The organism is Streptomyces sp. NBC_01439 (assembly GCF_036227605.1).
In the GTDB taxonomy this organism is placed as follows: domain Bacteria; phylum Actinomycetota; class Actinomycetes; order Streptomycetales; family Streptomycetaceae; genus Streptomyces.
Genome location: NZ_CP109487.1, coordinates 3,684,061 through 3,696,100, shown reverse-complemented (window position 1 = coordinate 3,696,100; position 12,040 = coordinate 3,684,061). Strand labels below are relative to the sequence as shown.

13 protein-coding genes are annotated in these 12,040 nt (G+C 72.3%); 7 read left to right on the top strand and 6 right to left on the bottom strand.

Annotated features, from left to right (window positions below; genetic code table 11):
• Nucleotides 1–111 precede the first annotated feature (111 nt).
• Nucleotides 112–729, top strand: coding sequence for a phosphatase PAP2 family protein (locus tag OG207_RS15995; protein ID WP_329099199.1), 618 nt, complete (start codon nucleotides 112–114; stop codon nucleotides 727–729).
• A gap of 68 nt (nucleotides 730–797) precedes the next feature.
• Here OG207_RS15995 and OG207_RS15990 read toward each other — a convergent pair whose 3' ends face one another.
• Nucleotides 798–1,460 carry an O-methyltransferase gene (locus OG207_RS15990; protein WP_329099198.1) on the bottom strand — a complete coding sequence of 221 codons (663 nt, stop codon included), beginning with the start codon at nucleotides 1,458–1,460 and terminating at the stop codon, nucleotides 798–800.
• 178 nt (nucleotides 1,461–1,638) lie between these two features.
• Here OG207_RS15990 and sigE point away from each other — a divergent pair, with 178 nt between their 5' ends.
• From sigE to OG207_RS15965, 5 genes are all read left to right on the top strand, one after another.
• The gene (gene sigE, locus OG207_RS15985; RefSeq protein WP_199810289.1) at nucleotides 1,639–2,418 is read left to right on the top strand and encodes an RNA polymerase sigma factor SigE; all 780 of its coding nucleotides are present in this window, start codon (nucleotides 1,639–1,641) and stop codon (nucleotides 2,416–2,418) included.
• Nucleotides 2,415–3,098: a zf-HC2 domain-containing protein gene (locus OG207_RS15980; protein WP_329099197.1), complete on the top strand. Its 684-nt coding sequence runs from the start codon at nucleotides 2,415–2,417 to the stop codon at nucleotides 3,096–3,098. The genes sigE and OG207_RS15980 overlap by 4 nt, the downstream gene beginning before the upstream one ends.
• Before the next feature lie 54 nt (nucleotides 3,099–3,152).
• Entirely contained in the window at nucleotides 3,153–4,541 is a 1,389-nt protein-coding gene (locus tag OG207_RS15975; protein ID WP_329099196.1) for a S1C family serine protease, read from the top strand.
• Between the two features lie 118 nt (nucleotides 4,542–4,659).
• Entirely contained in the window at nucleotides 4,660–5,115 is a 456-nt protein-coding gene (locus OG207_RS15970; RefSeq protein WP_329099194.1) for a sec-independent translocase, read from the top strand.
• Between the two features lie 139 nt (nucleotides 5,116–5,254).
• The gene (locus tag OG207_RS15965) at nucleotides 5,255–5,986 is read left to right on the top strand and encodes a hypothetical protein (protein WP_329099192.1); all 732 of its coding nucleotides are present in this window, start codon (nucleotides 5,255–5,257) and stop codon (nucleotides 5,984–5,986) included.
• A gap of 74 nt (nucleotides 5,987–6,060) precedes the next feature.
• Here OG207_RS15965 and OG207_RS15960 read toward each other — a convergent pair whose 3' ends face one another.
• The 3 genes from OG207_RS15960 to OG207_RS15950 form a co-directional block, all read right to left on the bottom strand.
• The gene (locus tag OG207_RS15960; protein WP_402695367.1) at nucleotides 6,061–7,221 is read right to left on the bottom strand and encodes an Mrp/NBP35 family ATP-binding protein; all 1,161 of its coding nucleotides are present in this window, start codon (nucleotides 7,219–7,221) and stop codon (nucleotides 6,061–6,063) included.
• Between the two features lie 42 nt (nucleotides 7,222–7,263).
• Nucleotides 7,264–7,839, bottom strand: a complete 576-nt coding sequence (locus OG207_RS15955) for a DUF1003 domain-containing protein (protein ID WP_402695471.1) — start codon at nucleotides 7,837–7,839, stop codon at nucleotides 7,264–7,266.
• A gap of 106 nt (nucleotides 7,840–7,945) precedes the next feature.
• Nucleotides 7,946–9,217 (bottom strand): magnesium transporter MgtE N-terminal domain-containing protein, encoded by a 1,272-nt coding sequence (locus OG207_RS15950; RefSeq protein ID WP_030764689.1) that lies wholly within the window; start codon nucleotides 9,215–9,217, stop codon nucleotides 7,946–7,948.
• 163 nt (nucleotides 9,218–9,380) lie between these two features.
• Here OG207_RS15950 and OG207_RS15945 point away from each other — a divergent pair, with 163 nt between their 5' ends.
• Nucleotides 9,381–10,196 carry a hypothetical protein gene (locus OG207_RS15945; protein WP_329099190.1) on the top strand — a complete coding sequence of 272 codons (816 nt, stop codon included), beginning with the start codon at nucleotides 9,381–9,383 and terminating at the stop codon, nucleotides 10,194–10,196.
• Nucleotides 10,197–10,299: 103 nt separating this feature from the next.
• Here OG207_RS15945 and OG207_RS15940 read toward each other — a convergent pair whose 3' ends face one another.
• Both OG207_RS15940 and OG207_RS15935 read right to left on the bottom strand, forming a co-directional pair.
• On the bottom strand, nucleotides 10,300–10,815 hold the full coding sequence (locus OG207_RS15940; RefSeq protein WP_329099189.1) for a hypothetical protein: 516 nt from the start codon (nucleotides 10,813–10,815) through the stop codon (nucleotides 10,300–10,302).
• A gap of 73 nt (nucleotides 10,816–10,888) precedes the next feature.
• A complete protein-coding gene (locus OG207_RS15935) occupies nucleotides 10,889–12,004 on the bottom strand; it encodes a magnesium and cobalt transport protein CorA (RefSeq protein ID WP_328788861.1) in 1,116 nt (371 codons plus the stop codon).
• Nucleotides 12,005–12,040 lie beyond the last annotated feature (36 nt).

Sequence of the window (12,040 nt, the reverse complement as noted above, 5' to 3'; positions counted from 1 at the left end):
GCACTTCCACCTTCTGCTTTTCCGCATTCTCTGCACTGCCCCGACCGCGATCCCGCGGCCGGGGCAGTGTTGTGTCGTCATCCCTGGACCCGAGCCTTCCGGAGCCGCGCCGTGACCTTCGCCCCGCCCGCACCGCCCGCCTTCGCCGACTGCACGCCCCGCCAGAAGGCCGCCCGCGTCCTCTCCGACGTGCTGGCCCCGGCCCATCTGGTGGTCGCGCTGCTCCTGTTCGTCGGATGGCACGGCAGCACGGCGTGGACCGGGCTCGGCTGGGGTCTGCTCGCCGCCTGCTTCTGCGGGGTGGTCCCGATCGGGATCATCGCCCTCGGCGTCCGCCGGGGCGCGCTGACCGACCAGCACATCCGGGTGCGGCGCCAGCGGCTCGTCCCGATGGCCCTGAGCCTGGTCTCCGTCGTCGCCGGGGTCACCCTCCTGCACCTGCTGGGCGCCCCCCGGCAGGTGTTCGCGCTCGTCGTCGCGATGCTGGTGGGCCTCGTGTCCTCGCTGCTGGTCACGGTGGTCTGGCAGATATCGATCCACATGTCGGTGGCCGGCGGCACCGTGATGATCCTGCTGCTCGTCCTCGGCCCCCGGGCGCTCCCCGCGGTGCTGGTCGCCGCCGCCGTCGCCTGGTCGCGACTGGTGCTGAAGGCGCACACCCCGGTGCAGCTCCTCGCCGGTACGGCGCTGGGCGGTACGGCGGCCCTCACCTTCGCGCTCCTCGGCTGAACCCGCGGGGCCGATGTCCCGCGGGCCGGCAGTCCTTGCTCGTGCGCGCCGAGGGCGGACCCGGTGGCTCAGCGGCGCACGGCGCACAGCAGCCCGTCGCCCACCGGGAGCAGGGCGGCCTCCAGCGCGGGGCTCTCGCGGACGCTGCGCAGCAGCTCGCGGACGCGCAGCACCTCCACCGCCTGGGCCGTGGAGTCGACCGTGCGGCCGTCGGAGAAGACCCCCTCGAAGCACACCAACCCTCCGGGGCGCAGCAGCCGCAACGATTCGGCGAGGTAGTCGAGGGACTCGGAGGGGTCCCCGTCGCAGAAGACGAGGTCGTATCCGCCGTCGGCGAGCCGCGGGAGCACGTCGAGGGCGCGGCCGGGGATGAAGCGGGCCCGGTTGCCGGCGAAGCCGGCGGCGCGGAAGGCCTGGCGGGCGAAAGCCTGCCGGTCCGCTTCGGGATCCACCGTGGTCAGCACCCCGTCGGGGCGCATGCCGTGCAGCAGGTGGATGCCGGAGACGCCGGTTCCGGTGCCGATCTCGGCGACCGCCTTGGCGTCCGCGGTGGCGGCCAGCAGGCGCAGCGTGGCCCCGGTGCCGGGAGAGACGGAGCGCAGGCCCGCTTCCCTGGACCGGTCGCGGGCCCATCGCAGAGCGTCGTCCTCGGCGACAAACGCGTCGGCGAACGCCCAGCTCGTCTGCCGGTTGCCGGTAATGACCCTCTCCTGTCCCCATAGTTGGCGCAACGGTGACTGTATCCGTTGACGTCGGGAACCCGCAGATGGGACCGGGCGTTGTGAGGGGTGGAGGCGGGATAAGAAGGGACGGTGCCGGGCAGATCGACGGCCGGGGCCGCTCCCACGCTTAAGTCTCGCGTAAAGATACTGCAAAAACACTTATCCGGAGCTGACAGAGGGGGTGGCTATGGTAGGGACTCCACTGGACACCACCAGAGCCGATAGGGGAGGTGCGGCTGCGCCTGTGGATCGTGGAGGCGTACTGAGACGCCTCTTCTGGTCGGCGGGTGAGCCGAAATCCGTGACCTACATTGCTGACCGCTTCCACACCGCCGACGCCGCGACCACCGCGACCTTTGCCGCCGATGCGGGCTCCCAGGCGTGGACCCCTCCTTCATGGGAGGAGATCGTCAGCACGCACAGCGCGCGGGTCTACCGCCTTGCCTACCGTCTGACGGGTAACCAGCACGACGCCGAGGACCTGACGCAGGAAGTCTTCGTCCGGGTCTTCCGCTCGCTGTCCACGTACACCCCCGGCACCTTCGAGGGCTGGCTGCACCGCATCACGACCAACCTGTTCCTGGACATGGTGCGCCGCAAGCAGCGGATCCGCTTCGACGCGCTCGGCGACGACGCCGCCGACCGGCTGCCCAGCCGTGAGCCGTCCCCGCAGCAGGTCCTGCACGACACCCACTTCGACGCGGACGTGCAGCAGGCACTGGACACCCTCGCCCCCGAGTTTCGCGCGGCCGTGGTGCTGTGCGACATCGAGGGCCTGTCGTACGAGGAGATCGCCGCGACGCTCGGCGTGAAGCTCGGCACCGTGCGCAGCCGGATCCACCGGGGCCGTTCGCACCTGCGCAAGGCACTCAAGCACCGGTCCCCGCAGGCCCGTGCCGAGCAGCGCGCACTGGCGGGAGTGGCGATGGGCGCCCCCGGCGCCGGGGGAGAGGGCGGAGCCGAGTGAGCGAAGTCAGTCCGTCACCCGCCGAACAGCACCTGGGCGACCGGCTAGCCGCCCTGGTGGACGGGGAGCTGAAACATGACGTGCGCGATCGGGTCCTGGCCCACCTGGCGACCTGTGCCCGGTGCAAGGCCGAGGCCGATGCCCAGCGACGTCTGAAGACCATGTTCGTGGAGAGCGCGCCGCCGCCGCTGTCAGCGGGGCTGCTGGCACGGCTGCAGGGGCTGCCGGGCGGCGGCCTCGACGATCCGGCGGGGCCCGTGGGCCCCGCCGGTCCCGGCCGTTCCGGCGACCCCTCTGGTCCCGCGGGGGCCGACCCCTTCGACACGTTCGCGTACGGGCTGCCGGTCGCCGCCCGGCCGCGGCCCCAGGAGGGCTTCCACATCCACGAGGTGGGCCGTCCGCGCCGCAGGTTCGCCTTCGTCGCCGCCGGGGCCGTTTCGCTGGCCGCGCTCGCGCTCGGCGGTGCCCTGCCGTTGGAGGTGGACCCGAACCTGCGGGGTGATACCCCGGCCCCGGCCTCCCGGCCCGGGCCCGCCCTGCCCGTGGCCGATCCGGGGGCCCGTGACCGCCTGCCCACGCCCGAGGCCGTCCCGACCCTCCTGTCGGCCGTGGCGACCCCGCTGCCGCCGCTCCAGCCCTCCCCGCCGTACCCGGCACGACCGGTCTCCCTGCTGCGCTGACGCGGGACCTGGTTGAATCTGCGGCACAAGCGCATAGGTACGCGGGGAGCGCCCATGGCCGACAGGCAGCAGACCGACCCGGCTCCACAGTGGTGGAGCCGGCCCGAAGGGACGGCCGAGGCCGGTCGGGGCAACGGGGTTCCCGCCCCGCGGCCCGACACCGGGGGCGAGAGCCACGTACAGGACGCGGCCCAGGACGTGCCGGCCCGGGACGTGTCCGCCCAAGACGTGCCCGCCCCGGGCGTGTCGGACCCGGCCCCGGACGTGGCGGCTGCTGTCCCCGCGGTGCGGTACGACCCCTGGGGGGCCGAGCCGTTGCAGGTCGTGGACCGGGGCCGGACGCCGCGCGGGATCGGGCTGTGGCAGGTGGTGGCCCTCAGCCTCGGAACGGCCCTGCTCGCCGGCGGGACGGGCGGCTATCTCGGCGTGCTCGCCGAGCGGCAGAGCAGCACCCGGCTGGAGCTCCCCCAGGCCGCCGGCGCCGCCGACCGGGGCCGGGCCCCCGAGAGCGTGGCCGGGATCGCGGCCACCGCACTGCCCGGCGTGGTGACCCTGCACGTGCGGGGTACGAAGGGCAGCGGGACGGGCACCGGCTTCGTGCTCGACCAGCAGGGACACATCCTCACCAACAGCCACGTGGTGGCCGACTCCCAGGAGATAACGGTCACCTTCAGCACCGGCGAGAGCGTCACCGCCCAGCTGGTCGGCCGCGACTCCGGCTACGACCTGGCCGTGGTCAAGGTCAACGGGGTGCGCGGGCTCCATCCGTTGAGCCTGGGGAACTCCGAGAACGTGCAGGTCGGCGACCCGGTGGTGGCCATCGGTGCGCCCTTCGACCTGTCGAACACCGTCACCGCCGGCATCATCAGCGCGACCGGCCGGCCCGTCACCGCGGGCGGCGACAAGGGCGACGGCAGCGACATCAGCTACGTCGACGCACTGCAGACCGACGCCCCCATCAACCCGGGGAACTCCGGCGGCCCGCTCCTTGACGCGAAGGCCCACGTGGTCGGCATCAACAGCGCGATCCGCGGGGCCGACAAGGAGGATCCCACCCGGCAGGGCGGCTCCATCGGGCTCGGCTTCGCCATCCCCGTCAACCAGGGCAAGCGCGTCGCCGAGGAGCTCATCCGCACCGGCCGTGCCACGCACCCGGTCATCGGGGTGACCCTCGACATGGACTACGCGGGTGACGGGGCCCGGGTCGGGGACAAGGGCGAGGACGGCAAGCCGTCCGTCGTCGCCGACGGGCCGGGCGCGCGCGCCGGGATCCGGGCCGGGGACGTGATCACCAAGGTGGACGGCCAGCGGGTCCGCGGCGGCGACGAGCTGATCATCAAGATCCGGGCCCACCGCCCGGGCGACCCGCTGACCCTCACCGTGCTCCGCGGCGGCCGCGAAAGCACACTGAAAGTGGTCCTCGGGTCGGCGAACGGCTCATGAGCACGAGGTGACGGCGGGGTGAAACCGCCGCGGAAGCGGCATGCAGGTATGGGTGCGTGGACAACGACGGGTACCGTGTGTCGGGGCCCGAAGTGATAGAGAGCCGAGGAGCGGCAAGGTGTTCAACGACATAGGCGCACTCGAACTCGTCACGATCGTGGTGCTCGGCATCCTCGTCTTCGGACCGGACAAGCTGCCCAAGGTCATTCAGGACGTCACGGGCTTCATCCGGAAGGTCCGGGCGTTCTCGGACAGCGCCAAGCAGGACATCCGCTCCGAACTCGGCCCGGACTTCAAGGACTTCGAGTTCGAGGACCTGAACCCGAAAACCTTCATCCGCAAGCAGCTGACGGAGAACGAGGACCTCAAGGAGATCCGCACCAGCTTCGATCTCCGCAAGGAGCTCAGCGACGTCTCCGACGCGGTGAAGAGCTCGGAGGCGGGCGCCGCCCCGACCTCCTCGGCCACGCCCGCCGGCTCCGCCACGCCCGCCGTGACCGGCCCGGACCTGCTGAAGAAGCCCGCCGCCCCGGCCCCGGACGAGCGCTCGCGCTTCGACGCCGACGCCACCTGACGCGCGGCCTTCCCGGCGAACCGCGGTCGGATGGCTATCCTCCATCTGTCCGGATCGCAGGACGCCCGAGGGAGGGGGTCCCCCCAGCACAGCGAGGGGGAGGGCCGTTCCGGACCCCACGGAACGAGAGGCCGCCCAGATGGAGACGACGAGCAGCAGCCGGGTAGGGGCGCAGACCGCGGAGGCCCCCGCCGCCGCAGGCGCACCCGCCCAGGAGCCGGATACCGGCCCGCACAGCGATACACAGCCACAGGAGGCCGCCGCGCCCGTACCGGCGGCCCGCCGGACGGCCGAGGGCTTCCTGGCGGCCGACTTTCCCTGGTACGGGCTGGACGGGGCCTTCATCGGCCCCCGCTGGCTCATGCAGGTCGCCGTGGCCACCGACGGCACGGTGGAGCATGGATCCACCGGTCACGGCGACGAGCCCTCCGCCCGGGGCGAGCTCGCCACCGGTGAGAAGGAGCGCTTCGCCGTGGTGATCACCGTGGCGAGCAACCCGCTGCGCCGCACCGGCGACGGCACCGGCGTCCTGGAGGCCACCTCGGTCGCCTCGGCGGCCTGGCTGGCCGGCTCCGGGCTGCTGGCGTACAGCTGGCCCGGGCAGATGGACCACTCGCTGCGCGACGACTGGCTGGACCAGCAGACCGAGGCGGCGTGGGAGCTGGCGGACGACCTGGCCGGTGAGGACTGGTCCACGCTGTCGCTGCCGGTGGACGGGGAACCGACGCCGTTCCACTACCGCGAGTCGGAGTTCGGGTGGGTGCTGGCCGGCTCCACGGGGAGCGGCGTCCACCTGGGTGCGTACGGCCGCGGGATGAGCGCGTACGGACTCGGCTTCTCCGCGATCGCGGACCTCGGCTCGTACCAGTAGCCGGCGGGCGACGGGTCACGGCACGGGGAAGGGCGCCGCTCGGCGAGCGGCGCCCTTCCCCGTGGTACGGACGATCAGAACTTGTTGCGCGGGGTGATGCCCAGGGACATGCCCGACAGGCCGCGCGCACGGCCGCCCAGCTTGCCCGCGATCGCGCGCAGGGCCGCGCCGGCCGGGGAGTCCGGGTCGGACAGGACGACGGGCTTGCCCTCGTCGCCGCCCTCGCGCAGCCGGACGTCGATCGGGATCGAGCCCAGCACCGGCACCGTCGCACCGACCGTCTTGGTCAGGCCGTCGGCGACCTTCTGGCCGCCGCCCGAGCCGAAGACGTCCACCATCTCGTCGCAGTGCGGGCACGGCAGGCCCGACATGTTCTCGACCACGCCGACGATCTTCTGGTGGGTCTGCACGGCGATGGAGCCGGCCCGCTCGGCGACCTCGGCCGCGGCCTGCTGGGGGGTGGTGACGACGAGGATCTCCGCGTTCGGCACCAGCTGGGCCACGGAGATCGCGATGTCACCCGTACCCGGCGGCAGGTCCAGCAGCAGCACGTCCAGGTCACCCCAGAACACGTCGGCCAGGAACTGCTGGAGCGCGCGGTGCAGCATGGGCCCGCGCCACACCACCGGGGCGTTGCCCGGGGTGAACATGCCGATGGAGATGACCTTCACGCCGTTCGCCGACGGCGGCATGATCATGTTTTCGACCTGGGTCGGACGGCCGTCCACGCCCAGCATGCGCGGCACGCTGTGGCCGTAGATGTCCGCGTCGACCACGCCGACCTTCAGGCCGTCCGCCGCCATCGCCGCGGCCAGGTTCACCGTGACGGAGGACTTGCCGACACCGCCCTTGCCGGACGCGACCGCGTACACCCGGGTCAGCGAGCCCGGCTTGGCGAAGGGCACCTCGCGCTCGGCGGTGCCGCCGCGCAGCGTGGCCGCCAGGTCCTTGCGCTGCTCGTCGCTCATCACGTCGAGGGAGACGGCGACGGAGGTGACGCCCGCGACTTTCTCGACGGCCTCGGTGACGTTCTTCGTGATGGTCTCGCGCATGGGACAGCCCGACACCGTGAGGTAGACCGTGACGGCGACCTGGCCGCCCTCACCGATCTCCACCGATTTGACCATGCCGAGCTCGGTGATCGGCCGGTGGATCTCGGGGTCGTTCACCGTCGCCAGTGCGTCCAGGATCGCGTCCTGCTCAGGCACGGCGGCGGAGCTTGTGTCGGTAGCCATGCCCCGATGGTACGGCTCGGTAGCAGGCCGCAGGAAAGCCCGTCAGCGGTCGCCTTCATCACGTTCGGCGGGGAATAGACGCCGCTCGTCCATCTCCTTGATCAGGTCCTGGAACTCCGACCTGATCCAGTCGCGGGTGGCGACCTCGCCCAGGCCCATGCGCAGGGCGGCGATCTCCCGGGTCAGGTACTCGGTGTCGGCGATGGACCGCTCGTTCTGCTTGCGGTCCTGCTCGTGGGTGACCCGGTCGCGGTCGTCCTGCCGGTTCTGCGCGAGCAGGATCAGCGGAGCCGCGTAGGAGGCCTGGAGCGACAGCATCAGCGTCAGGAAGATGAACGGGTACGGGTCGAACCGCAGGTCGTCCGGCGCGAAGATGTTCCACAGCACCCAGACGATGATGACCAGGGTCATCCAGACGATGAACCGGCCGGTGCCCAGGAACCGCGCCACCCGTTCCGACAGCCGCCCGAAGGCCTCCGGGTCGTACTCGGGCAGCAGCGACCGGCGCGGCGCGCGCGGCAGGTCCAGACGCACCCGCGAGCGCGTCAGCGCGCTCGACCCGGTCCCCGAGGACTTCCCCGAACGTTCGCCGGAACGTTCCGTCGCGTCCGCCGCCAGCCCGTGCTCGCGCGCCTGCGTCCGCGCCTGCTCGCGCCGCTCCCGGATCTGCTCGCGGCGCCGCTCGCGCGCCTGCTCGCCCCGCCCCCGTTCGAAGCGTCCTCGTTCAGCGGCCACCGACGGCCTCCTCGGAATGGAAGTCCGTCTCCCGCCAGTCGTCTGGCAGCAGGTGGTCCAGCACGTCGTCCACGGTCACCGCGCCCAGCAGCGAGCCGCTCTCGTCGACCACCGGCACCGCCACCATGTTGTAGGCGGCGAGGTGCGTGGTCACCGCGGGCAGCGAGGCGTTCGGTCGCAGCGGCGGCAGGTCCGTGTCCACGATCGAGCTGACCAGCGTGAACGGAGGGTCCCGCAGCAGCCGCTGGAAGTGCACCGTGCCCAGGTACTTGCCCGTCGGCGTCTCGTCCGGCGGCCGGCACACGTACACCTGCGCCGCCAGTGCCGGCGACAGGTCCGCCTGCCGTACGCGGGCCAGCGCGTCCGCGACCGTCGCGTCCGGACGCAGCACGATCGGCTCGGTGGTCATCAGACCGCCCGCGGTGTTCTCCTCGTAGGACAGCAGGCGGCGCACGTCGGCCGCGTCGTCCGGCTGCATCAGCGTCAGCAGCCGCTCCTTGTCGTCCTCCGGCAGCTCCGAGAGCAGGTCGGCCGCGTCGTCCGGATCCATCGCCTCCAGGACGTCGGCGGCGCGCTCCTCCTTCAGCTTGCCGAGGATCTCCACCTGCTCGTCCTCGGGCAGCTCCTCCAGCACGTCCGCGAGCCGGTCGTCGTCGAGGGCGTTGGCCACCTCGGCGCGTCGCTTGGGCGTCAGGTGGTGCAGCACGTTCGCCACGTCGGCCGGGCGCATCTGCTCGAAGGTGGCGACCAGGTTCTCGGCGCCCTGCCCGTGCTCCTCCAGCGAGAAGCCCGTCACCGCCGACCACTCCACCGTCAGGGCCTCGCCGCGCCGGCGCAGCGCCCCCGACTTGCCCTTCCGTACGAAGATCCGGTCGATCTCCCAGTCCCGGCGGGCCGGCAGCTGCTGGATGGCCACGTCCAGGACGGTGACCTCCTCGCCGCTCGCGACCAGCGTCACCCGCCGGTCCAGCAGCTCGCCCAGGACCAGGCGTTCGGTCGGGCGCTGCTCGAACCGCCGCATGTTGATCACACCGGTGGTGATGACCTGGCCGGACTCCACACCGGTGACCCGGGTCATCGGCAGGAAGATCCGCCGCCGGCTGACGACCTCGACCACCAGGCCCAGCAGCCGCGGCGGCCGCCCGCCGACCCGGAGCATCGCCACGAGGTCGCGGACCCGGCCGACCTGGTCGCCGTTGGGATCGAAGACGGGCACACCCGACAGATGCGAGACGAAGATCCGCGGGGCGCCTGCAGCCATCCGAGCGCCTCCTAGTGCGTCGATCAAGAGTCGTGCCGCCCCTCAGGCTAGCCCGTGCCGCCCGAAAGCGTCCTGGTGGGGCGGTCCGGCCGGGGGCGGGCGAACACCGGGGCGCGGTCGTGGGGCGCGAGGTACGGGCGGGTACGCTGCCTGCTGCTCGCAGATGACCGACGAGAGGCACCCGCCCGTGACCGCCTACTTCCCTGCCGCGCGGCTGCGCCGGGCCGCCTTCATCGGTGTGCTGTGCGCCGGCCTCGCCGTCACCGGTACGGGCTGCGGGGAGGACCCCGACGAGGGCACGAACGGCGTCGGCAAACTGTCCGCCGACAAGATCGAGGCGAAGGCGAAGGCGGCCGCGACGGAGGCCGACGCGGTGCACCTGTCCGGCACGCTGGTGAGCGGCGGCAAGTCCTTCACCCTCGACATGCGGCTGAAGGCGGACGGCGGCTCCGGCGAGGTGAAGTCCAACGAGGACACCTTCCAGCTGCTGCGCGTGGGCGAGCAGCTGTACCTGAAGGCGAGCGCGGCGTTCTGGGGCCAGTCCGACTCGGCCGGCAAGCTCGGCGACAAGTTCGTGAAGGTGCCCGAGGGCGACCCCTCGTACAAGCAGTTCCGCGGCTTCACCGACATGGACGTGCTGCTGGACGGGCTGCTCGGGCTGGAGGGCAAGCTCGCCAAGGGCTCGTACACCAAGGTCGGGCACACCCGCGCGGTCCAGGTCACGGCGAACGAGGGCAAGGGCGGCAAGCTGTCGGTCTCGCTGGAGGGCACCCCGTACCCGTTGATGATGGAGCGGGCGGGCGGCGCCGGGCGGCTGGAACTCGCCGAGTGGGGCAAGACGTTCCCGCTGGAGGCACCCGCGCAGGACCAGACGGTCGACTACGGGTCCCAGCTGCCGACGACCAAGGACCAGGGCGGCGCACCCGCCCCGGCCCCCTCCAAGGGCTCCGGCCAGGGCGCGAACCCGACGAAGCCGTAACGTTCCACGGGTCGGCGGATCCGGCGGCGGCCGCGGGAACGGCACCCGGCGCCTTGGGGGAGCGCCCCGGCACGCACCCGTCCCCGTACCTCCTGCGACGGGGTCAGCCCCGGGCGGCCTTCTTGCGCTTCAGCAGCAGCTTCGGCAGGCCCGCCGGGACGGCCCGGCGGGTGGTCGCCGGGGACGGCAGCGGTACCGCGACGAGCGAGCCGTCCGGGAGCTGCGACCGGACCGATTCCGGCTCCAGCCGCAGCAGCCGGCACTGCCGTGCCCACCGCTCGGTCATGTCCTCGGAGTCGGGCGCGTTCAGCCGCTTGCCCTTGAGCTCGGCGACCGCCGCCGCCCACTCCTCGCCGCGGGGCGCCAGTTCCCGCACCGTAGCCGTCCAGGCCACCAGTCGGCCGCCCTTGTCCTTGCTCCGTACGGTCACCTCGGCACTCGCGCCGTCCGCCAGCCCCGGGAACGGCTGCTCGCCCGGCCCGTCGCCCAGTACATGGGCCGCGCCGTCCACCCAGGCGTGCCACAGGGCGCGATCGGCCCCGTCGCCGCGCACCCAGATCAGGCCGGACTTCTTGGTGGCCTCCTCGACGAGGGCCAGGTCGAGCGTGCTGAGAGTCATGCCGACAGAGTAGGTGGTCGGCCCCCGCTCGCGAGCGGGCGTCCCGGCCCGCGGGACCCGGGGCCGGCCCGGTTCAGAGCCAGCCGTTGCGGCGCAGCGCGCGGTGGATGGTGAAGCAGGAGGCGACGATCGCGACCATCACCATCGGATAGCCGTACCGCCAATGGAGTTCCGGCATGTGATCGAAGTTCATCCCGTACACGCCGCAGATCATCGTCGGCACGGCGATGATCGCCGCCCAGGAGGTGATCTTGCGCATGTCCTCGTTCTGGGCGACCGTCGCCTGCGCGAGATTGGCCTGCAGGATCGAGTTCAGCAGCTCGTCGAAGCCCACCACCTGCTCGTGCACCCGCGCCAGGTGGTCGGCGACGTCGCGGAAGTACTTCTGGATGTCCGGGTCCACCAGCCGCATCGGCCGCTCGCTCAGCAGCTCCATCGGACGCAGCAGCGGCGAGACCGCCCGCTTGAACTCCAGCACCTCGCGCTTGAGCTGGTAGATGCGGCCCGCGTCGCCGCCGCGCGCACTGCCCTTGGCGGGGGCGGCGAAGACCTCGCTCTCCACCTCGTCGATGTCGTCCTGCACCGCCGCCGCGACCGCGATGTAGCCGTCGACCACGTGGTCGGCGATGGAGTGCAGGACCGACGAGGGGCCCTTGGCGAGCAGGTCCGGGTCGTCCTGGAGGCGGTGGCGCAGCCCCTTGAGGGAGCCCTGCCCGCCGTGCCGGACGGTGATGACGAAGTCGGGGCCGGTGAAGCACATCACCTCGCCGGTCTCCACCACCTCGCTGGTGGCGGTCAGTTCGGCGTGGTCGATGTAGTGGATCGTCTTGAAGACGGTGAAAAGGGTGTCGTCGTAGCGCTCCAGCTTCGGCCGCTGGTGCGCGTGCACGGCGTCCTCCACGGCCAGCGGGTGCAGCCCGAAGGTCGCGGCGATCCCCGCGAACTCGGCCTCCGTCGGCTCGTGCAGGCCGATCCAGGCGAACCCGCCGTCCTCGCGGACCCGGCGCATCGCCTCACGGGGCGTCAGACACGCCGGACCCAGCATCCGCCTCCCGTCGCGGTACACGGCGCAGTCCACCACCGCGCTGCTCGCCGACGGGTCGCGGGTGGTGTCGTAGCCGGGCTGTACGGGGGTGGCCCTGCGCAGGGCCGGGCGAACGGCCGCACGCAGGTAGGGCAGCATCGACATGGCAGGCTCCTTCTCGCGCACGGCTGCGGACCGTAC

Bases quoted from the DNA above. Each gene is read 5' to 3' on its own strand.
- sigE (WP_199810289.1), top strand. From the start codon at position 1,639: ATGGTAGGGACTCCACTGGACACCACCAGAGCCGATAGGGGAGGTGCG.
- OG207_RS15975 (WP_329099196.1), top strand. From the start codon at position 3,153: ATGGCCGACAGGCAGCAGACCGACCCGGCTCCACAGTGGTGGAGCCGG.
- OG207_RS15965 (WP_329099192.1), top strand. From the start codon at position 5,255: ATGGAGACGACGAGCAGCAGCCGGGTAGGGGCGCAGACCGCGGAGGCC.
- OG207_RS15960 (WP_402695367.1), bottom strand. From the start codon at position 7,221: ATGGCTACCGACACAAGCTCCGCCGCCGTGCCTGAGCAGGACGCGATC.
- OG207_RS15950 (WP_030764689.1), bottom strand. From the start codon at position 9,217: ATGGCTGCAGGCGCCCCGCGGATCTTCGTCTCGCATCTGTCGGGTGTG.
- OG207_RS15945 (WP_329099190.1), top strand. From the start codon at position 9,381: ATGACCGACGAGAGGCACCCGCCCGTGACCGCCTACTTCCCTGCCGCG.
- OG207_RS15940 (WP_329099189.1), bottom strand. From the start codon at position 10,815: ATGACTCTCAGCACGCTCGACCTGGCCCTCGTCGAGGAGGCCACCAAG.
- OG207_RS15935 (WP_328788861.1), bottom strand. From the start codon at position 12,004: ATGTCGATGCTGCCCTACCTGCGTGCGGCCGTTCGCCCGGCCCTGCGC.